Origin of the sequence: uncultured Arthrobacter sp. (genome assembly GCF_947495145.1) — a bacterium.
Classification (GTDB): Bacteria; Actinomycetota; Actinomycetes; order Actinomycetales; family Micrococcaceae; genus Arthrobacter_D.
This window is the reverse complement of record NZ_CANLXP010000011.1, coordinates 59,825-80,445: the sequence shown is the minus strand read 5'-3', so window position 1 is coordinate 80,445 and position 20,621 is coordinate 59,825. Positions and strand designations below refer to the sequence as shown.

Genomic DNA, 20,621 nt, shown 5'->3' with positions numbered 1-20,621 from the left:
TAACAGCAGGACGGCCCCCGACATTGTCGGGGGCCGTCCTTAATGTATCTGTCAGAGCGTTGTTTACTCGCTGCCGCGCAGGATTGCGATGAGGCGGAGGAACTCGACGTACAGCCACACGAGGGTGACAGTCAGGCCGAACGCTGCCGTCCAGGAGTACTTGCGCGGTGCGCCGTTGCGGACGCCCTCGCTGATCATGGTGAAGTCGATGACCAGGGCGAAGGCAGCAAGGCCGATCGCAAGCACGCCGACCAGAACACCAAGCGGGATCCCGAAGATCTCTACGCCCGTGCGCAGGCCCCAGGGATCATTGCTGACGCCGAAGACCATCAGGCCAAGGTTCACGAGGCTGAACAGCGCGTAGCCGATCATCGCGATCATGAAGATCTTCATGGCCTTGGGCGTAGCGCGCACCTTGCCGCTCTTGAACAGCAGCAGGGTTACCGCGAAGACCGACAGCGTGCCGAGAAGCGCCTGCATGGCGATGTTCGGGAACTGGGCTTCCAGGAACATGGTCAGCCCACCGAGGAACAGGCCCTCAAGGAAGCCGTAGCCAAGAATCAGCGCGGGAACAGGCTCACGCTTGAAGGAGTTGACCAGCCCGAGTACGAAACCGCCGATCAGGCCGACGATCATCAGCAGGGGCGCCAGCGAGGGGAACAGGAACGCCGGAACCGCCGCGCCGATCAGCACCATGCCGATGGTGGCGACCGTCTTGACGATGACGTCGTCGAACGTCATGCGGCCCGTCTCCGCGGGACCTGCCGAAGGCTGGTTGTAGAGGTGCTCCAGCTGCTGCTGGTTCATGGCCGTTTGACCGGCCAATGCTGTGGAACCGTACGCTGCCGGACTGTTGCCGCGGGCAGCGGTACGGAAGTTCTTACCGTTGAAAACCGGGTTACCGCCGATTGCCATTGTGATGTAGTCCTCCATCTGGGGGCTGAGATGTTTCAACCCTACCAATATCAACGGATCCGGAGCCGATTTGTTCCTGTCGCCGCGCAGATTGAGCGAACGATTACGCGAGAGCTCCAACGGTAGACTGTCGGCGTGCCGAACCCACCAGCTACCCATGCCCCGATTCCCGATGCACTGCCGCTGAAAATGCTGCATGACCGCCTCCTGGTGATCCTGGACAAGGACAGCAGCGAACGGCGGTCGTCGTCGGGCATTGTCATTCCCGCCACCGCGGTCATGGGCAAGCGGCTGGCATGGGCCGACGTCGCAGCCGCAGGGCCCAGCGTCCGGCAGGTCTCACGCGGTGACCGTGTGCTCTTCGACCCGGAAGACAAGTCCGAGGTCGACGTCGGCGGCACCGACTACATCCTCCTGCGCGAGCGGGATGTCCACGCAGTAGCGCAGCCCGAGACCGACGACGTCGGCACCGGTCTCTACCTCTAGCCTCCCTCAGTGCCGGGCCAGTTTCCTCGTCCGACGGCGTCTGCGCTACCCGCCGGTAACCCGAACCGGACAGTTGTTATTCAATCGCTATCTGGAAGCCCCCATATGGCGAATAGTGGTAACTCAGCGCAGGTAACATAATCTCCACACTGCGTGACTTCGATCACAGGCTGTAGGGCCGTCGTACCTCGACGGACAAGCCACCATCGTGGAGGTTCATAACTTGATAACCAAGCCGACGCCGGCATGGCGCAGGAGGCTATTGCTCCTGATTGCCGGCCTCATGGCCGCACTGTTCATGAGCGCACCCGCCGCAGGAGCGTCAACACACGCTGCGGCAACCGACATGAACGTGCAGACCCCCGCCTCCGTCCAGGCCGGGGAATTCCAGAATCGAATCAGCGGCGTCCTGCGCAACGCCGAGGGTCCGCTCGCGGACGTCCGAATTTCGGTCACGGGCGAGGGTTTCGAAGGCGAAACCACCTCCGACGACAACGGATCCTGGACCATCGAGGTTCCGGAACAGGGCGCCTACGAGGTGGAACTCGATGAGTCCACGCTTCCCGAGGGCGCTGCCCTGGCTGAAGGCCAGGAGAACCCCCGCACCGTCACGTTCGCCGGAACCACGAATATCACCACCTTGTTCCTGTTCGGTGAGGGAATCGTCCTGGAAACCACAAGTTTCTGGAACGTCTTTGCGGACCGCGCGGTGGCCGGCCTCAGCTTCGGACTCCTCCTCGCGCTGAGCGCCGTCGGACTCTCCCTGATCTTCGGAACCACAGGGCTCACCAACTTCGCCCACGGCGAGATGGTCACCGCCGGTGCTGTGATGACCTTTGCCTTCGCGGCTCTGGGATTGCCGGCATTCGTGGCAATCATCCTGGCCGTCATCGGTGGCGCTGCGCTCGGCTATGTGCAGGACGCCGGGCTCTGGAAGCCGCTGCGCAAGCGCGGTTCGGGCCTCATCCCAATGATGATCGTCAGCATCGGCCTGGCCCTGGCGCTGCGCTACATCATCCAGTTCTTCTTCGGCGGCGCCACCCAGCAACTGCCCGGGGCGCAGGGCCGGATCCTCGACTTCGGTCCGGTATCCATCTCGCAGAACAACCTGAACTCCCTCATCACCAGCCTCGTTGTCATCCTGCTCATCGCATTCCTGCTCCTGCGAACCCGCATCGGCAAGGCAACGCGCGCAGTGGCTGACAACCCGGCGCTGGCAGCAGCTTCCGGTATCGACGTCGACCGGGTTATCCGGCTCGTCTGGGTAGTCGGCGGAGCACTCGCGGCCCTCGGCGGCATCCTTTGGGCCTACTACCGCCCGGGTGTCTCCTTCAACATGGGCCAGCAGATCCTGCTGCTGATCTTCGCGGGTGTGGTTCTCGGCGGCCTGGGGACAGTCTTCGGCGCCCTCGTCGGGTCACTCATCGTGGGCCTCTTCGTCGAGGTGTCCACGATCTGGCTGGAGGCCGACCTCAAGTACGTCGGCGCTCTGCTCATCATGATCATTGTTCTTCTCTTCAGGCCAGAGGGCATCCTCGGCCGTCGAGAGCGCGTAGGTTAGGGGCCAACTGATATGGACTTCGGAAACATTCTTGCCCTCGCCTTCGGCGAGATCATCAGCCCGACGACGGCGGCCTACGCACTTGCTGCCCTCGGCCTCGCTGTTCACTTCGGCTACTCCGGCCTGCTCAACTTCGGCCAGGCCGGCTTCATGGCGATGGGTGCCTACGGTTACGCCATCTCAACGCTGAGCTTCAACGCACCCCTGCCCGTGGCAGTACTGGTGGCGCTGCTCGCCTCGGTGATCTTCGCCGTCATACTGGGTATTCCGACCCTGCGACTGCGGGCTGATTACCTCGCGATCGTCACCATCGCCGCCGCGGAAATCGTGCGGTACATCGTGACCACCAACAGCCTGACCAACATCACCGGTTCGGCCAACGGACTCGCCGGCGGGTTCGAGAACGGGTTCTTCGCGCTCAACCCCATCCCGGAGGGTACGTACAACGTCGGTCCGCTGACCATGAGCGAAGACAGCCTGTTTGTCCGGCTCGTGGCCTGGACCATCGTGGCTTTGGCGTGTGTGACCGTCTGGCTTCTCATGCGCAGCCCCTGGGGACGTGTGCTCAAGGGCATCCGCGAAGACGAGAACGCGGTCCGTTCCCTCGGCAAGAACGTCTACGCCTACAAGATGCAGGCCCTGATCATCGGCGGGCTCATGGGCACGTTCGCGGGAATGATCTTCACGATCCCCCGCGGAGCCGTCCAGCCGGCAAACTACGCAACTGAGCTCACGTTCTTCCTCTACACGGTGGTGCTGCTCGGCGGCATGGCCACTGTCCTTGGCCCGGTTATCGGGGCAATGATCTTCTGGGTGGTTCTGTCATTGACCCAGAGCCTGCTCTTCGGCGCCATCGAAATCGGTGCCATCACATTCCTCACCAACGTCCAGGCCGGCCAGCTCCGGTACATCCTGGTGGGTGTTGCGCTCATGCTGCTCATGATCTTCAGGCCGCAGGGCGTACTCGGTAACAAGAAGGAGTTGGCGTTCGCATGAGTGAACCCACAGCGGAACCCACAGCGGGCTCTCCAGCAAAGCCGGCCGGACGGCGTGCAGCTCACGCCGTCCGCCCGTCCGAACCATCGGATGCGTCCATGGCTGAGGGCATCGATTACATGACTGACTCGCGACCCATCACCGAGGACACCCCCGGTCCGGGCTGCCGCAAGCGTGATCCCATCGTCACGGCGAAGAAAGTCACCCGGAGCTTCGGCGGCATCAACGCAGTGGATGTCGACTACCTCGAAATTCCGCGGAACAAGATCACCGCGCTCATCGGACCGAACGGCGCGGGCAAGACCACCCTGTTCAACCTGCTCACCGGCTTCGATACCCCCCAGAGCGGTGAGTGGAACTTCGACGGCCACTCCCTCGCCGGCGTCGCGCCTTACAAGGTGGCGCGTCTCGGCATGGTCCGTACGTTCCAGTTGACCAAGGTCATGGGCAAGCTCACCGTCATGGAGAACATGCGCCTCGGAGCGACGGACCAACCCGGTGAAAGCCTCGCCCGCGCCCTGTTCAAGGGCCTGTGGGGTGGACGCGAGAAGGAAATCACCGCACAGGCCGAGGTTCTGCTGCAGAAGTTCAAGCTCGACACGAAGACCGACGACTACGCTGCCTCGCTCTCCGGCGGCCAGCGCAAGCTGCTCGAGATGGCACGGGCGCTGATGGTCAAGCCCCGTCTGGTGATGCTCGACGAGCCGATGGCCGGCGTGAACCCTGCGCTGACCCAGTCGCTGCTCGACCACATCAAGAACCTCAAGGCAGAGGGCATGAGCGTCCTGTTCGTCGAACACGACATGCATATGGTCCGCCACGTGGCTGACTGGGTGGTGGTCATGGCGGAAGGCCGCGTGGTCGCGGAGGGTACTCCCGACGTCGTCATGAAGGATCCGGCGGTCATTGACGCCTATCTGGGTGCGCACCATGATGTGGACCTGGGCGACTCGCACGGCGTCGAGAAGCTCGAAGCCGAGCTCTCCCAGGACGAGGAATCTGTGGTGGGAACCGAGGACGCGGGGCTTCTGGACCACACCAGGATCACCGAACTCGAAGGAACGGCACGAGACACAGGAACAGAGGATCGGCGATGAGCGAAGCAGCAGGAACCGCAGGTTCCCAGCGCGCCACGAGCGCAGAGGCGGCACCGGGGAAGTCCGTCGTGAAGGTCACCGACCTGGTGGCCGGCTACCTTCCCGGCGTGAACATCCTCAATGGCTGCTCGATCGAGGCGCGGTCAGGTGAGTTGATCGGAATTATCGGGCCCAACGGTGCCGGCAAGTCGACCCTGCTCAAGGCGATGTTCGGACTCGTGAAAGTGCACTCCGGCACGGTAGTGGTGCGCGACCAGGACATCACCGGACTCAAAGCCAACAAGCTGGTGAGCAAGGGCGTGGGCTTCGTACCGCAGAACAACAACGTCTTCGCCACCCTCACCATCGAAGAGAACATGCAGATGGGCATGTTCCAGCGTCCGAAGGACTTCAAGGAACGCTTCGACTTCGTTACCGGACTCTTCCCTGAGCTGGGCAAGCGCCGGGCCCAGCGTGCAGGGTCGCTCTCCGGCGGTGAGCGTCAGATGGTTGCAATGGGCAGGGCGCTCATGATGGAACCGGCCGTGCTCCTCCTTGATGAGCCCTCGGCTGGCCTCTCCCCCGTGAAACAGGATGAGACGTTCCTGCGCGTCCACGAGATCAACCGGGCCGGCGTCTCGGTGATCATGGTGGAGCAGAACGCGCGGCGGTGCCTGCAGATCTGTGACCGGGCCTATGTCCTCGACCAGGGCAAGGACGCCTACACCGGCACCGGACGCGAGCTCATGAAGGACCCCAAGGTCATTCAGCTCTATCTCGGAACCCTCGCAGACACGGCGTAGCAGTAAGACCCGCTGAGGCCCTCTCCATCCAGGAGGGGGCCTCAGCTGCGTTCAGGGCACTCCCGGGACGCAGGGGCGAGCAGCCGACCCCATCGGCGTGCGAGCCGCGTGCGAGCGTACGTCCCGGTCTGCTCAGTTCTTGCGTCATTGTGGTGGCCGTTGTGCCGCAGCAGCCTTCCAATTGGCGGGCAACATCCCGCAGCGTCGGAAAAAGCTGAGCAGACTGGCACGGGCTACGCACAATCCTGCAGGTTCTGGCGTGGACGCGACCGACAAACCGCGGATTCACGCCCTTCCGAAGAACCGGCGTCGTCGCATCCGCCCACAAACTGCAGGATTGTCTCCTACGTCGGCGGCGATCGTTCACCCAATCGGCACGCGCCGGACGCAGAGGAGCCCCTCCCGGCCGGGAAGGGCTCCTCTGTACTGTGCGAGTGAATCAGATGGTGCGATGGAGCTTAGAGCTGTCCGGCCTCAGAACGGTAAGGCTGCGGGACGTTCTCTGCGTCGAACTCGTAGATACCGATGAAGGCTTCGGTCGGATCACCGTTCTCGTCGAACGTGATCGGGCCGGAGATGCCTTGGTAGTCAATATCCTCACCGTCGCGCTGCAGGGTGATGCAGCCTGCGTAGTCGAAGCACTCCGTGCCTTCCTTGGAGACTGCCTCGAGCTCGGCCGCAATTGCTGCTCCGTCAGTGGATCCCGCTGCGTCAGAGGCGAGCGCAATGAGGTTCACGGCGTCGTAGCTTTCACCTGCGTAGTTCCAGACGTTCAGGCTGTCGTCAATGCCGGCCAGCGCTTCCTTGAACTGGTCGCCTGCGAAGGAACCGGGCTGGGTGCCCTGTGCGCCTTCGAGGGTTCCGGGATCAAGATCCTCGCTGTAGTCGGCGGTGTTGCCATCCACGAAAAACATCGAACCTGGGTCAACGCCCTGACCGGTCATCAGCGGGATGATGCTATTGGCCTGGTCGAAGCTGATAACCACGTAGGCGTCAGGCTCGGCCGCGACAAGCGCGTCCACCTGGCTGCTGAACTGCGAGTCACCCTCGTTGAAGAGTTCCTCTGCGACAATCTGGCCGCCGGCACTCTCGACGGCTTCCGTGATGCTGGCCTGCAGGCCGGTGCCGTACGCATCGTTGAGTACGATCATGCCAACGGTCTGAGCGCCACAGGCCATGATGTAGTTGCCGAGCACGCGGCCCTGCAGTACATCGGAGGGCGCGGTACGCCAGTAGAGCCCGTTGTCATCCCAGTCTGTGAAGTCCGGAGACGTGTTGGCAGGAGACATCTGAACGACGCCTGCACCGGTGATCTGGTTGATCACGGTCTGCGATACGCCCGACGACGCCGCACCGACAATCGCGCTGACATCCTGGGACAGAAGGTCAGTGACGGACTGCGTTGCGATGTCGGTGGTTGTGTCACCGGAATCGCGGTGGATGATCTCAACATCCTGGCCGAGCACACCGCCGGCCTCGTTGATTTCCTGCACCGCAAGATTCACGCCTGCGATTTCGGGGGGACCGAGGAATGCGAGGGCACCTGTGGTAGGCAGGAGAGATCCGAGCACCAGGGGAGATTCGGAAGTTGTTTCCGCCTCGGGTACTGCACTCGGATCGCCCTTCTCGCCGGGCTCGGGGGCTGCGCCGCCCTGACTCTCGGGACAGGTCAGTCCCGACGCTGCCGGTGCCGAAGATGCGTCGCCTTCTCCTTCGGGGGTGGGATTTCCACCGCAGGCAGATGCGAAAAGCGCGACTCCCAGACTGAGGGCCGCAATCTTCGCTGCGCGCGGAGCATTCTCCCCGATGCTGAACCGCGCGGAGTTACGTGTTGCTGTCATGAAATTTATCTCCTCGATCGAAAGACTCGATCAGTCTTTGATGCGATCACCAGGTGTTCCTGGTATGTGAAAAAGCTAGTGCAAAAACGTGTCCAAGATAAGCAAATCTGGTTACATCCTTGTAACGCTCGTCACAGGGGTCTTGACTAGCCCTCGGGCTCGATCGGCTAAGCGCGCGCCTGGTTCGCGTATTCTTGATGGGATGCTCCGGTGGAATCTCCCCCGGGAGGTCCGTCGGAAGTTACGCCCCAGTAGCCCAATGGCAGAGGCAGGAGACTTAAAATCTTCACAGTGTGGGTTCGAGTCCCACCTGGGGCACCATCTCCGCCGCCGCGGAGTCAGCGCTTTTCAGTCTCGAAGTACAGGTGCCTGTGCAGTCGGCAGCCCGGATTGAACGGCGACTTGCACGACGAACACCCGTCAGCCTCCAGGTAGTCCCGAATGGACATGGTGCGGCTGCAGACACCGCAGAGGATCGCCTGCGCGCTGCGCTCACCGAGCGGCCACACAACGGCGTCGTGGCCCGCTGTCTCCGCATGGCACAGATGGCACGGATAGAACTCGCCGCAGCACTTGAACCGGATCGCGACGATGTCCAGCTCCGTCCGGTAATGCACGCACCGTGTCTGGTCATCGACCGCACGCCCCAGAACCCTCACAGCGCCTCGAACGGCGGCGCGTACCGGAAGTTGCCGGTCGGCAAGCCGGCATCATTCAGCGACCGGATCATGAAGTCCGCTCCCCATGCCGGTTCCGGCGGATTGACGCCCAGCGCGTCTGCGCGGACGAAGCCGAAGCGGCCATAGAACGCGGGGCTGCCCAGCAACACCAGAGAGGACTCCCCCAGACCTGCCGCACGCGCAATGGATTCCTCCAGAAGCAGCCTGCCGACGCCCTGGCCCTGACGCGCCGGAAGCACGCCGATCGGGCCGAGACCCAGGGAGGGAACGTGCCCAATGTGCGCGCGGGTGGTGAGGACGTAGCCGCAGAGGGTGCCGCCGTCGTCCTCTGCTACGAGGGACAGCGCAGGAAGGTAGGCAGGGCTCACCCAGAGCTGTTCAAGCAGGACCGCTTCGACAGGCCTGTCGCCGCTCGCGCGGGGCGCGAAAGCGGCCTCAGTGACGGCGAGTGCCGCGGGACGGTCTGCGGGTGTCTCGGTGCGGATCCTCACGATCGAGAACTATAGCCGCTTAAACGACGACGACGGCGGCACCCGGAAAGGTGCCACCGTCGCCTTGAGAAGTTGCCAGGCCTTGGCTGCTAGGCCTTGGCTGCTAGGCCTTGGCTGCTAGGCCTTGGCTGCGGTCTTCTCCGTGTCCTCGGTACGGTTCTTGTCCAGGGACGGCGTTTCCTGCTTCTTCGGCGGCGGGGTAGCAGCCTCGCGGAACTGGCGGCGCGGGGTGTCCAGGTCCATCAGCTGGGTGGTGTCGCGTCCGAAGACAAAACCGAGCACCCAGTTGCCCACAACCCGCGCCTTGCGCTCGAACATCGGCATTGCCATGCCGTGGTAGCCGCGGTGGGCGAGCCATGCGGGCAGTCCGCGCATGCCGAAGCCCATGATGTTGGCGACGCCCTTGTACTGGCCGAACCCGGCAACCGCGCCGAGGTTCTTGTGCCGGTACTCGCGGACGCGGCCAACGCCGTACCGCTCGGCGTAGATGTTGTCGGCAAGGAGCTTGGCCTGGCGGACCGCGTGCTGTGCGTTGGGGACGCAGAAGCCGCCTACGCCGCCACCGGAGAGATCAGGCACGGCAGAGACGTCGCCGGCTGCCCAGGCGCCGTCCAGCGGGCCGTCGTCGCCGGTGATACGCAGTTCAGCGCTGGCACGGACGCGGCCGCGCTCGTCGATGGGGAAGTCGGTATTGCGGACCACGGGGTTGGCCTGCACGCCTGCGGTCCAGACGAGGGTATCGGTCTCGAATTCATCGGCAGCGGACTTGTCCGGCATGTTGATGAGCTTCAGCTTGCCGTCCTTGGCGCTGGCGAGCGAGGTGTTCAGCATGACCTGGACGCCGCGGGCACGAAGGTGCTCCACAACCCACTCAGCCTGCTCTTCGGTGACCTCGGGCATGATGCGACCCATGGCCTCGACGAGCACGAACCGCACGTCGGAACGCTCAAGACGCTGGTTCCTCTTGACCGCAGCGCGGGCAAGGTCTTCCATCTCCGCAAGCGCTTCAATGCCGGCGAAGCCACCGCCGACGACGACGAAGGTCAGTGCGCGGTCACGCTCCGGGCCCGGTTCCATCAGGGAGCCGGTCTCGATGCGCTCCAGCAGCTGGTTGCGCAGGGCGACGGCTTCCTCGATGGTCTTGAGGCCGATGCCCTCTTCCGCAAGCCCCTCGATGGGGAAAGTGCGGGTGATGGCGCCGGCCGCGATGACGATGTCGCGGTAGGTCAGCTTGAAGGGCTCACTGCCGTCCGCCGGTTCAACGGTGGCCGTGCGCGAGGAGTGGTTGACGCCGGTGACCTTGCCCGTGATGAGCTCGGTGTCCGACAGGTGCATGCGGTGCGAGACGACGGCGTGACGCGCCTCGATGTTTCCACCCGCCACCTCGGGGAGGAACGGCTGGTAGGTCATGTACGGCAAGGGATCAACGAGCGTGACGATGCCGCCGTGGTCCTTCACCTTCTTTTGCAGCTTGTGGGCTACGTAGAGGCCAACGTAGCCGCCGCCGACAACGAGGATCCGGGGACGATCAGAAAACGTGGAGGTTTGAGCCATGGAAACAGCGTACCGGACTTTGTGAAAATCTTCACTAGCTGCCGTTGCTGTCCGTTTCTGCATCCCTGCCACCCCGGTAGACCCGAATCACCTGGTAGGTCCCGCCGAGCAGGATGAAGAGGATCAACCCCCCGAATCCGAACACAATGAAGGCAGGCACCGACGTGGTGGTCGAGGCGGGTTCCGCTGCTGCAGGGACGGTGGGTTCGGGGATATCCGGGAGCGGTTCCTCGGACGGCGTCGGTTCCGGCGGCGGCGGTGGAGGGACGTCACCCCGCCGGTACGTCTCGATGTACTGCGCCATGCTCACCACTCCCCCGGCGCCGAGCAGCCGCTCCTCGGGAACTGCGAGGTCCGCGTTCACCGCGGCGGCGGCGTCGAGAATTCCGTGGCCGTAAATGGTGTCCTTGCCGGGGATGCCGGCATCGCGTGCGGTCATAATGATCCGGTTGATGACCTGCGGGGCCGTCAGGTCCGGGTACTTGGCACGGATGAGCGCCGCGACGCCGGACACCAATGGCGCAGCCCCCGAGGTGCCGGACCATTTGCTGGCGTAGAGATCACCCGGCAGCGCCCCGACCAGGTTCTCGGCAGGCGCCGCGATCCCGATGCTGATGCCCTCGGAGGAGGATTCACGGCTGGCCACGCCCTCGGCGTCCAGGCCGCCGACAGCAAGAACGCCCGGCATGGTGGCCGGTGCACCCACCTGCACCGAGCCTCCGGCGCGGTTACCGGCTGCGGCAACAATGACGACGTCGTTCTGTTCCGCATAGAGGAACGCCTCGTCCCAGCTCTCCGGCCAGGTGGGCGACGTGCTGCCCAACGACATGTTGATCACTGAGGCACCGTTGTCCACGGCCCAGCGAACTGCATTGGGAATCTGGTCATCGATGCTGACCCCGGCGGGATTGGCGCCGGAGGACTCACCGCCAATCCAGAGGGAGACAGCCAGCAGCTCGGACTCCGGCGCCACGCCGACGACGCCGTCCGGCCCGCGGCCGGCTGCCTGGACCGCAGATTCCTCAGCTTCCGCCGACGGCGACGCTGTGGCGGACGGCGATCCGGTGGCAGAAGGAGAAGCGGTGGCGGACGGAGAGGCTGAAGGGCTTGCTTCCGGTTCCTCCGCCTCATGCCCCCGGCCCGCAATCAGGCTGGCGACCAGGGTGCCGTGCTCGGGAACCTCGCCGATACCGCGCTGCCCGTCGGGCGCTCCGGCACCGGAGACATCCGTGCCGCCGGTAACCACGCCTTCCAGATCCGGGTGGCTTCCGTCGACACCGCTGTCTATGACCGCGACCGTCACTCCGGCGCCCTTGGTGTCTTCCCACGCCTCGGTGATGCCGTAGTCCTCGAGCCAGTACTCACGGTCGCGGATCTCGCCGCCGTGTGCGCTGGCGGTGTCAACAGGACCGACGACGGCGGCCGCCAGGCTGAGTGCTAACGCAACAACGGCGGCGACCGCCCGCGGCGGAGAAGCGCGGTAGCCCGTAGAAGAGGTTGTCGGTGCAGAGAAAATCACCGGATGCTTCACTTTCGTGCGGCGGCGCTGAGGGCTATGCCGTCGAGAATGTCGTGTTCGCTGGCCACCGCACTCTGCACGCGGCCCTCGGTGGCAACGGCTACGCGCCGGACGATGGTGCGCCAGATCAGGGCGCCCGCCCCGATCACATCCACACGTCCAGGGTGCATGTAAGGCAGCGCCTTGCGGTCCGAACGGGGCAGGTGAAGCAACGAGGTGGCGGCGTCGTCGATCTCTTCGACAGTCAGTGCCGCACCGTGGATCCGCTCGGGCTGGTATTCGGGGAGCTTCAGCGCGTGCGCCGTGACCGTGGTGATGCTGCCGGCTACGCCGATGACCCCGTGCACCGAGGCCAGGTTTACGTCGGCATCCGCCTCGTCGATCATCCTCCCGATCTCTTCCTCGGCGCCCGCGATCTCCTGTGCCGTTGGCGGATCCGATTGCAGGAAGCGCTCGGTAAAACGTACGCAGCCCATGTCCATGCTGCGCGCCGCAATCACCTGGTTTCCGGTGCCCACGACAAACTCGGTGCTTCCGCCCCCGAGGTCAACCACCAGTACCGGGGCATCGCTGTCGCTTGGCAACACGCTCGCCGCTCCCGAGAACGACAGCTCCGCTTCCTCGCCGCCGCTGACGACCTCCGGCTCGACGCCGAGGCGCTCCCTTACTCCGGAGACGAAGACGTCCCGGTTGGCTGCGTCCCGGGTAGCCGACGTCGCCACGAACCGAGTGCGCTCGGCGCCGTGCTCTCGAATGAGCGCCGCGTACTCATCCACGGCCTTGAACGTCCGCTCCAGTGCCGCGTCTGAAAGCTTCCCAGTGGCGTCCACGCCTTCTCCCAGGCGGACGACGCGCATCAGGCGCACGACGTCGGTGAGGCCTGCGCCGCCGTCGACGTCCGCAATCAGCAGACGGATGGAGTTGGTTCCGCAATCGATGGCTGCAGTACGCATGTCAGGCCTTCCCTTCGCTCGTTCGGCGTTCGGCGCGTTTGGCGTCCAGTTCCTCGGGGCTGAGGCCCTGGGTCTTCACGTGGCGGCTGAGATCACGGCTCGGCGCGTCACCGCTCACGTCCCAGGCTCCTTCGCAGCGGCACTCCTCGACGGTCCACCACTCCGAAATGGCAGCGAGCGCCTCATCCCCCAGCGGGTTGACACCGGGACCGGCTGCCAGCGAGTGGCCCACCAGCACGTGCAGGCACTTCACCCGGGTGGGCATGCCGCCGGCTGACACGCCGTCAATCTCCGGCACGGGGCCGATTCCGCTGCGTTCGCCGATTTCCGACCGTGCACGCAGGTACGCCTCGTGCGCCTCGCGGTAGTGGGCGGCGAGACCGGCGTCGTGCTCGAGCCGCTCGGACATCTCGGTCATCGTCCCGCCGGCTTCGAGACGGGACACCGCAGCGGTGATGACCGGGTGCGTCAGGTAGTAGGTGGTGGGAAAGGGGATGCCGTTGCTGAGCCGCGGAGCGGTGGTTGCCACCAGCGGATTGCCGCACACGCATCGGGCGCCGATCTCGACGACGTCGCGGACGGGGCGCCCCAGCTGCCGGCTGAGTGTCTCCAGATCAGCCGGTGTGGGCGCAAGCGGGTTGCCTTCCGTCACTGCAGTCCTTCCTGAACCTGGTTCTACCAGTCGGTTTTTACCTGTCGGTTCTTACCTGTCGGGAACCAAGGTTAGTCGGTGGCAGCCCGCTCCACTGATTCCCAGAGCGCATCCGCCCACGGCAGATCCTCCGGTGACGCGGCGGACTGCTGTTCCTCCGAGGCCTCGACGGATGTTCCGCCCTTGACCAGATAACGGGTTTCACCGGGCATCACGAGGAAGAGCCGGTCGCGGGCCTGCTGCTTGATGTACGCGGGATCTTCCCAGCGGGCAATCTGCGTTTCGAGGACGCCCTGCTCCTGCTGCAGCGCAGCAATGCGGGCCTGCAGTGCATCGGTTTCCGCCTGCTGCTGCAGGTACGTGCGAACGGACGGCGCCAGCAGCACGATGATGGTGACCAGTACGACGGCGAGCGCGAGCAGGCGCCCCGAGAAGGCCTTGGCGGGGATCGGCTCAGCGTCTTCCGCCGGAACGATGACGCGCTCCGATGGCCGGCGGAACGATGCGCCGGCGGTCCGGATGGCTCCGGCCAGCTGGGAGCGTTCCGCGGCCCGGGCCTCGGATGGCGACGCCTTCTTTCGGGGTGCAGCGGGTGTTCGGGCTGCGTCCGTGCGCCCTGCTTCCGTGGAGCCCGGCTTCTGTGCGGTCGTGTGGGTTGTGGCTGCCGGAGTTGAACGCACAGAAGCGCCCTGGGTGCCAGGGCGCTTCTGCGGCGGTGTCTGCTGCCTCTGCCCATCCGTACGCGCTCGCGTTGTGCGCGGAACGCTGGGGCGTCGGGTGGACATCGGACTCCTCGCTCAAGCTGTGTTATGCCGTGCAGCGGGAAGGACTCCGGCGACGACGGTTACCTGCTTAACGAGGGTAACGCCCGATGAAGGGCGTATCAGGCAGTGAAACGCGGGAAGGCCGAACGGCCGGCGTAACGTGCGGCGTCGTCCAGTTCCTCCTCGATGCGCAGCAGCTGGTTGTACTTGGCAACGCGCTCGGAACGGGCGGGCGCGCCCGTCTTAATCTGCCCGGCGTTGGTCGCCACGCAGATGTCGGCGATCGTGGTGTCCTCAGTCTCACCGGAGCGGTGCGAGGTGATGGTGGTGTAGCCGGAGCGCTGGGCCAGCGAGATAGCGTCGAGGGTTTCGGTCAGCGTGCCGATCTGGTTCACCTTCACGAGCAGCGAGTTGGCTGTGTCGGCCTTGATGCCGCGCTCCAGGCGGACCGGGTTGGTCACGAAGAGATCGTCGCCAACGAGCTGGACCTTGTTGCCGATGGAGTCGGTCAGGGCCTTCCAGCCTTCCCAGTCTTCCTCGTCCAGCGGATCCTCGATGGAGACCAGCGGGTAGTCACGCACCAGCTCTTCGTAGTAGGCGCGCATGGCTGCGGAATCGAGGCTCTTGCCCTCGAAGTTGTAGGCGCCGTCCTTGTAGAACTCGGAGGCGGCGACGTCCAGGGCGAACGCGATGTCGGTACCCGGGGTGTAGCCGGCACGCTCGATCGCGGTGGTGATCAGGTCGAGGGCGTCGCGGTTGGACGGAAGGTTGGGAGCGAAGCCGCCTTCATCGCCGAGGCCGGTTGCGAGGCCCTTCTCGTTGAGCACCTTCTTGAGCTCGTGGTAGACCTCGACGCCCCAGCGCAGACCCTCGGAGTAGGACTCGGCACCCAGGGGAACGATCATGAATTCCTGGATGTCGACGTCGGAATCGGCGTGGGATCCACCGTTGAGGATGTTCATCAGGGGAACGGGCAGCACGTGCGCGTTGGGGCCGCCCAGGTAGCGGTAGAGCGGGAGCGCGGATGATTCAGCGGCTGCGCGGGCGATTGCCAGGGAAACACCGAGCATGGCGTTGGCGCCCAGGTTCGACTTGTTCTCGGTGCCGTCCAGGTCGATCATGGCCTGGTCGATGGCGCGCTGGTCCCCGGCGTCGAAGCCGAGCAGCGCCGGCTGGATCTGCTCGATGACGGCCTCGACAGCCTGAAGAACACCCTTGCCGAGGTAGCGGTCCTTGTCGCCGTCGCGGCGCTCGTTTGCCTCGAACGCGCCGGTGGAGGCGCCGGAGGGGACAGCAGCGCGGCCGAAAGTGTCGTCGTCGAGCAGTACCTCGACCTCAACCGTCGGGTTGCCGCGGGAGTCAAGAATTTCACGTGCGTGGATGGCATCAATGATGGCCATGGATTTGCTCCTGTTCATAGGGGTCCGGGGATTTTCGCCGGACGGACAGCGTTTCTTCGGACGGACAGCGGAAAACGGGCTCAGCCCTGACGAGCTGATGCGTCTACGCGGGGATTCGTACTCAGCCTAATTGAAAGCGGCGGTCAATGACTGACCGTGACGGCAACTACCCGTTGATTTGGCAGGACACACCCCGTTTCAGACGGCAAAAGGGGCGTGTCCTGCCAAATCAACGGGAGGAGGGGCGGTTCATTGCGCCAGGTGCTCTTGCTGGTACCGGCGCACCGCCAGTCGCAGCGCGCGTTCCGGATCCAGCCCGGCGTCGACCGCGCGCCCGACGACGGCGAGCAGCCCCTCGCCCAGCTCCTCCTCGGACGCTGTGCCCACCTTTTCTCCGGGCACGACGGCGGTACCCGCCCCGCGCGCCGGCCCGCCGTCGCGCTGGGCCCCGCGGTCGCGCCGGGCTCGCTTGAGCGTCTTGGCGGCGGAGGCGAGAGCCGGAAGGCCGGGCGGGATGCTGGCGAACGGCGTGGTGTCCGCGGGTTGCTCCTGCCGCTTGATGGCGAGCCACGACGCCTCGATCTCCTCGATAGAGGAGATCGACACGTCGCGGAGACCGCCGTCGGGAGTGAAGATGTGGGCGTTCCGCCGGATCATCTTGTGGGTGAGCCCGTCAATGACCTCGGCCATGGCAAACGATCCGCGTTCCTCCTGCAGCCGTGCGTGAAGCACCACCTGCAGCAGGACGTCGCCCAGCTCGGAACGTAGTTCATCGGTGTCTGCCGGCCCCTCGAGCGCCTCCAGGAGCTCGTAGCACTCCTCCACCAGGTATTCGGCGAGCGACTCATGCGTCAGGGTACCCATCCAGGGACAGTGCTCGCGCAGCTGTCGAATGACGTCGAGCAGGCGCTCGAGGGAAGCGCCTGCCTGTTGTGCGCCTGCGGTCATGCCCCGCCGGCGCTGTCGTACCCCTGCGCAATGAGCTCGGCGAGCGCCGTGCGGCTGTCGAGGGGCAGGAAGGCGGCTTCGACGGCGTTGAGGGTGAGCTCGAGAAGGTCATCGAGATCGTAGTCAAAGGTTTCGACCAGCAGCTCGAATTCGTCCGTGAGGCTCACTCCACTCATCAGGCGGTTATCCGTGTTGACGGTGATGTTGAAGCCCAGCTGGTAGAGCAGGTCGATCGGGTGGCTGGCGATGTCCTTGCCGAACGCTTCGATAGCTCCGGTTTGCAGGTTCGACGACGGGCAGACCTCCAGGGGGACCCCGCGGTCCCGGACCCAGGCAGCCACCTGGCCGAGTGTGGCCATCCCGACCGGCGAATCGGAGCTGCCGTCGTCGTCGAACTCCACGGTGATGTCTTCGGCGATCCGCACGCCGTGACCGAGCCGCTGCGCGCGGCCGCTCACCAGGGCGTCAACGATGCTTTCGACGCCGGCAGCCTCCCCGGCGTGGACCGTAGCAGGGAACTGGTGCTGCGCGAGGTAGGTGAAGGCGTCGGCGAACCGGGCAGGCAGGAAGCCGTTCTCAGCACCGGCGATGTCGAAGCCGACGGCGCCGCGGTTCCGGTGCCGGACGGCCAGTTCGGCGATTTCCTGGCCGCGGTCAGCATGCCGCATGGCAGTGATGAGCTGGCCCACCTGGATTGTGCGGCCGCGTTCGGCGACGGTGTCCACACCGGCGTCGAGGCCTTCCTGCACAGCCTCGACCACCTCATCGAGGGACAGCCCCTTGGTCAGGTGCTGCTCGGGGGCCCAGCGCACTTCGCCGTACACCACGCCGTCGTCCGCCAGGTCTTCCACGAATTCCCGGGCCACGCGGGCGAGGCCTTCACGGGTCTGCATGACCGCTATGGTGTGGTCGAAGGTCTCGAGGTATCGCTCGAGGGAACCGGAGTTCGCTGAGTCGCGGAACCACTCGCCGAGCGCAACCGGGTCGGTTGAGGGAAGCTGGTGGCCGACCGCTGCGGCGAGCTCGATGATCGTCGCGGGCCGCAGTCCGCCGTCAAGGTGGTCGTGCAGCGAGACTTTCGGCAGGGCGCGGATGTCGAAGGTGAGATCGGTAGCAAGGGAAGTCATTGGTTCAGTCACAGGCCAAGACTACGCGAGGCTACCGGCTCGATCATGGGTGGTAACCACAGCGGCAGCCGGCCCAGCCGGCTCAGCAGCGTCCCCTGCGTCCTCGTGTTCCGGCGACTCCCCGTCCTGGGCGGCACGCGGGTGCAGCGGCTCAGGCCGAGGCCGGACGGGGGTCGATCCCCGGACTGCGCTGATGACGCGGTCCACAATGAAGCCGAGAACCACGGCAATGGCTATCGCCACGGTGACGCCGAGCAGGTGGTTGTCCTCGAACCAGGCGCCGGCAAGGGCACCGATACCCACCGAGTAACTACCCCAGGCAATGGCGGAGATACCGGTCAGGGCGAGGAACCGGCGTCGTGAATACCCGGTTGCGCCGGCAGTGAGGTTGACTGCCACCCGTCCGAAGGGGATGAAGCGCGCCACCAGGATCAGGGAGGCAGCGCGCTTTTCGAGCTCGTACCCTGCCCATTCGAAGGCTTTCTGCGAGCGGGGACGGCGCATCCACCGGAAGCGCTGAGTGCCCACTCCCCTGCCCATCAGGTAGGCCAGGTTGTCACCGACGAAGGCGCCGAGCGCTGAGACGAGGATCAGCAGCCACGCGTTCGGCACGCCCTCGGTGATGATCAGCGACGCGAGCCCCACCACCACCGACTCGCTGGGGAACGGCGGGAAGAATCCGTCAACCGTGCAGCAGATGAACACCAGCAGGTAGACCCACGGCTGTTCGGCGGTGCTGAGGATGAAATCACTCAGTCCATTCGTGACAGCATAAATCGCGTCCACTACCTGCGCTCCTTGGATTGTGCGGATCAGCTCCGTTTGCCGCCGCATCAGCTGGGTCGAAGACCTCTGATAACACCATGCCAGCAGCGGATCAAGGGGGTCCATGGGGTATGTCCCTGCTGAACCCCTGATCCAGCCTTTTTCCAAGGTTAGGGTTGTGAGTGCTCCCGCCGCGTCGCCCAATGGGCTGATGTTCCGCGTGGGCCACTCGTCCCCAGGTAGTAGGTGAAAACCCTGACAGGGTCAGGCGATGCGGTCGATGATGAGCTGCTGCGCGGGGCGCGCGCCCTCCGGCGCGATGACGACGGCGGTTTCCAGCGCCTCGCGCGCACGGTCGAACTTCTCGGGGGTGTCGGTGAGCAGGGTCATCAGCGGCTCACCTGCGCGCACTACCGCGCCGGGCTTGGCGTGCAGCCGAACGCCGGCTCCGGCCTGGACTGCGTCCTCCTTCCGCGCGCGTCCGGCACCGAGACGCCAGGCGGCGACACCCACGGACAGCGCATCCAGTTCCACGAGGACGCCATCGGCCGGTGCGAAGACCGTCTCTGATTCCTTCGCCACGGGAAGCTCTGCACGCGGGTCTCCGCCCTGCGCTTCGATCATGCGGTTCCAGACGTCCATGGCCCGGCCGTCCTGCAGCGCCCGGGCGGGATCGGCGTCGCGAACACCGGCTGCCTCAAGCATCTCCTCAGCAAGCCGGACGGTCAGCTCAACGACGTCCTGCGGTCCGCCGCCGGCAAGCACCTCGACGGATTCCTCGACCTCGATGGCGTTGCCCGCCGTCAATCCGAGCGGCGTGGACATGTTGGTCAGCAGCGCAGCGGTTTTTACGCCGGCGTCGGTGCCGAGCGCCACCATGGTTTCGGCGAGTTCGCGGGCCTGCGCCTCGTCCTTCATGAAGGCGCCGCTGCCCACCTTCACGTCGAGGACGAGCGAGCCCGTGCCTTCAGCGATCTTCTTGCTCATGATCGAGGAGGCGATCAACGGGATCGCTTCGACCGTTCCGGTGACATCACGCAGGGCGTAAAGCTTCTTGTCAGCGGGAGCCAGCCCAGCACCGGCTGCGCAGATGACGGCGCCGACGTCGGCCAGTTGGGCCATCATCTCGTCATTCGAGAGTTGCGCGCGCCAGCCGGAAATAGATTCGAGCTTGTCCAGCGTGCCTCCGGTGTGGCCGAGTCCGCGGCCGGACAGCTGCGGCACTGCGACGCCGAAAACGGCGACGAGCGGCGCGAGCGGGAGGGTGATCTTGTCCCCCACTCCCCCGGTGGAATGCTTGTCGCTGGTCGGCTTGCCCAGGGCGGAGAAGTCCATGCGCTCGCCGCTGGCGATCATGGCGGCCGTCCAGCGCGAAATTTCGGGGCGGTCCATGCCGTTGAGCAGGATCGCCATGTTCAGGGCGGCCATCTGCTCGTCCGCAATAGCACCTCGGGTGTAGGCGTCAATGGTCCAGTCGATCTGCGCCGGGCTCAGGGTTCCCCGGTCCCGCTTGATCCGGATGATGTCAACGGCGTCGAACTGTTCGCTCATGTGCTGCTTCCTATCTCTGTGGTGCCGGCGCCTGCCCTGCCCGCGTCTGCGAGGTGCTGCGGCCCGAAAGCATCGGGCAGAACTTCGTCCATGGTCTTGATACCGCTCACCGTCATCAACAGCATGTCCGGCGCCCGGAACTCGTAGAGCAACTGCCGGCAGCGGCCGCACGGCATCAGCGCGTTGCCGTCCCCGTCCACACAGCTGAAGGCGACGAGCCGGCCGCCACCGATCATCTGCAGCTGGCTGACCAGCGAACACTCCGCGCAGAGGGTGAGTCCGTAGGACGCGTTTTCCACGTTGCAGCCCGAAACTATCCGCCCGTCATCCGTGAGCGCCGCTGCTCCCACAGGGAAGTTGGAGTACGGGACGTAGGCCTTTCGCATTGCCGCCGTTGCGGCTTCCGCAAGCGCTGCCCACGGAAGATCCCGGGCAGCTGCGCCGGCAGGCGTACTACCGGCAGGCGCAGTACCGGCAGGCGCAGTACCTGCCGCCGTCGTCGTTGTTGCCGGGGGAAATTCATCCATAGCACTCATGCG

The 20,621-nt window shown here is 65.1% G+C and carries 19 protein-coding genes, 1 tRNA gene and 1 pseudogene; 6 read left to right on the top strand and 15 right to left on the bottom strand.

Annotated elements, in window-relative coordinates; translation table 11 throughout:
- Positions 1-63 precede the first annotated feature (63 nt).
- Positions 64-915, bottom strand: a complete 852-nt coding sequence (locus Q0877_RS10310) for a Bax inhibitor-1/YccA family protein (protein WP_299167481.1) — start codon at positions 913-915, stop codon at positions 64-66.
- Positions 916-1,104: 189 nt separating this feature from the next.
- Between Q0877_RS10310 and Q0877_RS10305 the strand changes: the two genes are divergently transcribed.
- The 5 genes from Q0877_RS10305 (at position 1,105) to Q0877_RS10285 (ending at position 5,837) form a co-directional block, all read left to right on the top strand.
- On the top strand, positions 1,105-1,401 hold the full coding sequence (locus tag Q0877_RS10305) for a co-chaperone GroES (protein WP_299167480.1): 297 nt from the start codon (positions 1,105-1,107) through the stop codon (positions 1,399-1,401).
- A 283-nt stretch (positions 1,402-1,684) separates the two neighbouring features.
- A complete protein-coding gene (locus Q0877_RS10300; protein WP_299167478.1) occupies positions 1,685-2,962 on the top strand; it encodes a branched-chain amino acid ABC transporter permease in 1,278 nt (425 codons plus the stop codon).
- A gap of 12 nt (positions 2,963-2,974) precedes the next feature.
- The gene (locus Q0877_RS10295; protein WP_299167430.1) at positions 2,975-3,958 is read left to right on the top strand and encodes a branched-chain amino acid ABC transporter permease; all 984 of its coding nucleotides are present in this window, start codon (positions 2,975-2,977) and stop codon (positions 3,956-3,958) included.
- 98 nt (positions 3,959-4,056) lie between these two features.
- A complete protein-coding gene (locus Q0877_RS10290; protein ID WP_299167476.1) occupies positions 4,057-5,055 on the top strand; it encodes an ABC transporter ATP-binding protein in 999 nt (332 codons plus the stop codon).
- Positions 5,052-5,837: an ABC transporter ATP-binding protein gene (locus Q0877_RS10285; RefSeq protein WP_299167428.1), complete on the top strand. Its 786-nt coding sequence runs from the start codon at positions 5,052-5,054 to the stop codon at positions 5,835-5,837. The genes Q0877_RS10290 and Q0877_RS10285 overlap by 4 nt, the downstream gene beginning before the upstream one ends.
- A gap of 458 nt (positions 5,838-6,295) precedes the next feature.
- Here the strand turns inward: Q0877_RS10285 and Q0877_RS10280 are convergent, their stop codons facing one another.
- Positions 6,296-7,678, bottom strand: coding sequence for an ABC transporter substrate-binding protein (locus Q0877_RS10280; protein ID WP_299167426.1), 1,383 nt, complete (start codon positions 7,676-7,678; stop codon positions 6,296-6,298).
- Between the two features lie 245 nt (positions 7,679-7,923).
- Between Q0877_RS10280 and Q0877_RS10275 the strand changes: the two genes are divergently transcribed.
- Positions 7,924-7,999, top strand: a tRNA-Leu gene (locus Q0877_RS10275).
- A gap of 17 nt (positions 8,000-8,016) precedes the next feature.
- Here Q0877_RS10275 and Q0877_RS10270 read toward each other — a convergent pair.
- From Q0877_RS10270 to Q0877_RS10210, 13 genes and pseudogenes are all read right to left on the bottom strand, one after another.
- Positions 8,017-8,295: a CHY zinc finger protein gene (locus Q0877_RS10270; protein ID WP_299167425.1), complete on the bottom strand. Its 279-nt coding sequence runs from the start codon at positions 8,293-8,295 to the stop codon at positions 8,017-8,019.
- A gap of 38 nt (positions 8,296-8,333) precedes the next feature.
- Entirely contained in the window at positions 8,334-8,849 is a 516-nt protein-coding gene (locus tag Q0877_RS10265; protein ID WP_299167424.1) for a GNAT family N-acetyltransferase, read from the bottom strand.
- Positions 8,850-8,966: 117 nt separating this feature from the next.
- Entirely contained in the window at positions 8,967-10,403 is a 1,437-nt protein-coding gene (locus Q0877_RS10260; RefSeq protein WP_299167423.1) for an NAD(P)/FAD-dependent oxidoreductase, read from the bottom strand.
- Between the two features lie 34 nt (positions 10,404-10,437).
- On the bottom strand, positions 10,438-11,832 hold the full coding sequence (locus tag Q0877_RS10255) for a S8 family serine peptidase (protein ID WP_299167474.1): 1,395 nt from the start codon (positions 11,830-11,832) through the stop codon (positions 10,438-10,440).
- Between the two features lie 98 nt (positions 11,833-11,930).
- Entirely contained in the window at positions 11,931-12,875 is a 945-nt protein-coding gene (locus Q0877_RS10250; RefSeq protein WP_299167421.1) for a Ppx/GppA phosphatase family protein, read from the bottom strand.
- 1 nt (position 12,876) lies between these two features.
- Positions 12,877-13,527, bottom strand: a complete 651-nt coding sequence (locus tag Q0877_RS10245) for a DUF501 domain-containing protein (RefSeq protein ID WP_299167420.1) — start codon at positions 13,525-13,527, stop codon at positions 12,877-12,879.
- A 71-nt stretch (positions 13,528-13,598) separates the two neighbouring features.
- Positions 13,599-14,312, bottom strand: a complete 714-nt coding sequence (locus Q0877_RS10240) for a septum formation initiator family protein (RefSeq protein WP_299167418.1) — start codon at positions 14,310-14,312, stop codon at positions 13,599-13,601.
- A gap of 98 nt (positions 14,313-14,410) precedes the next feature.
- Positions 14,411-15,691, bottom strand: coding sequence for a phosphopyruvate hydratase (gene eno, locus Q0877_RS10235; RefSeq protein WP_299167417.1), 1,281 nt, complete (start codon positions 15,689-15,691; stop codon positions 14,411-14,413).
- Positions 15,692-15,940: 249 nt separating this feature from the next.
- Positions 15,941-16,639, bottom strand: a complete 699-nt coding sequence (locus Q0877_RS10230; protein ID WP_299167416.1) for a MazG nucleotide pyrophosphohydrolase domain-containing protein — start codon at positions 16,637-16,639, stop codon at positions 15,941-15,943.
- On the bottom strand, positions 16,636-17,766 hold the full coding sequence (locus Q0877_RS10225; protein ID WP_299167415.1) for an adenosine deaminase: 1,131 nt from the start codon (positions 17,764-17,766) through the stop codon (positions 16,636-16,638). Before Q0877_RS10225 ends, Q0877_RS10230 begins: the two co-directional genes overlap by 4 nt.
- 177 nt (positions 17,767-17,943) lie before the next feature.
- Positions 17,944-18,552, bottom strand: a pseudogene (locus tag Q0877_RS10220) (DedA family protein); the annotation flags it as partial.
- Positions 18,553-18,795: 243 nt separating this feature from the next.
- A complete protein-coding gene (locus tag Q0877_RS10215) occupies positions 18,796-20,082 on the bottom strand; it encodes a thymidine phosphorylase (RefSeq protein WP_299167414.1) in 1,287 nt (428 codons plus the stop codon).
- Complete coding sequence (locus tag Q0877_RS10210) at positions 20,079-20,618, bottom strand: cytidine deaminase (RefSeq protein WP_299167412.1); 540 nt, start codon at positions 20,616-20,618, stop codon at positions 20,079-20,081. Before Q0877_RS10210 ends, Q0877_RS10215 begins: the two co-directional genes overlap by 4 nt.
- Positions 20,619-20,621: the final 3 nt, after the last annotated feature.

What these genes read in the sequence shown, in the direction of transcription:
- Q0877_RS10310 (WP_299167481.1), bottom strand. Translation starts at nt 915, where the DNA reads ATGGCAATCGGCGGTAACCCGGTTTTCAACGGTAAGAACTTCCGTACC.
- Q0877_RS10305 (WP_299167480.1), top strand. Translation starts at nt 1,105, where the DNA reads ATGCTGCATGACCGCCTCCTGGTGATCCTGGACAAGGACAGCAGCGAA.
- Q0877_RS10300 (WP_299167478.1), top strand. Translation starts at nt 1,685, where the DNA reads ATGGCCGCACTGTTCATGAGCGCACCCGCCGCAGGAGCGTCAACACAC.
- Q0877_RS10295 (WP_299167430.1), top strand. Translation starts at nt 2,975, where the DNA reads ATGGACTTCGGAAACATTCTTGCCCTCGCCTTCGGCGAGATCATCAGC.
- Q0877_RS10290 (WP_299167476.1), top strand. Translation starts at nt 4,057, where the DNA reads ATGGCTGAGGGCATCGATTACATGACTGACTCGCGACCCATCACCGAG.
- Q0877_RS10285 (WP_299167428.1), top strand. Translation starts at nt 5,052, where the DNA reads ATGAGCGAAGCAGCAGGAACCGCAGGTTCCCAGCGCGCCACGAGCGCA.
- Q0877_RS10280 (WP_299167426.1), bottom strand. Translation starts at nt 7,678, where the DNA reads ATGACAGCAACACGTAACTCCGCGCGGTTCAGCATCGGGGAGAATGCT.
- Q0877_RS10260 (WP_299167423.1), bottom strand. Translation starts at nt 10,403, where the DNA reads ATGGCTCAAACCTCCACGTTTTCTGATCGTCCCCGGATCCTCGTTGTC.
- Q0877_RS10250 (WP_299167421.1), bottom strand. Translation starts at nt 12,875, where the DNA reads ATGCGTACTGCAGCCATCGATTGCGGAACCAACTCCATCCGTCTGCTG.
- Q0877_RS10240 (WP_299167418.1), bottom strand. Translation starts at nt 14,312, where the DNA reads ATGTCCACCCGACGCCCCAGCGTTCCGCGCACAACGCGAGCGCGTACG.
- eno (WP_299167417.1), bottom strand. Translation starts at nt 15,691, where the DNA reads ATGGCCATCATTGATGCCATCCACGCACGTGAAATTCTTGACTCCCGC.
- Q0877_RS10230 (WP_299167416.1), bottom strand. Translation starts at nt 16,639, where the DNA reads ATGACCGCAGGCGCACAACAGGCAGGCGCTTCCCTCGAGCGCCTGCTC.
- Q0877_RS10225 (WP_299167415.1), bottom strand. Translation starts at nt 17,766, where the DNA reads ATGACTTCCCTTGCTACCGATCTCACCTTCGACATCCGCGCCCTGCCG.
- Q0877_RS10215 (WP_299167414.1), bottom strand. Translation starts at nt 20,082, where the DNA reads ATGAGCGAACAGTTCGACGCCGTTGACATCATCCGGATCAAGCGGGAC.
- Q0877_RS10210 (WP_299167412.1), bottom strand. Translation starts at nt 20,618, where the DNA reads ATGAGTGCTATGGATGAATTTCCCCCGGCAACAACGACGACGGCGGCA.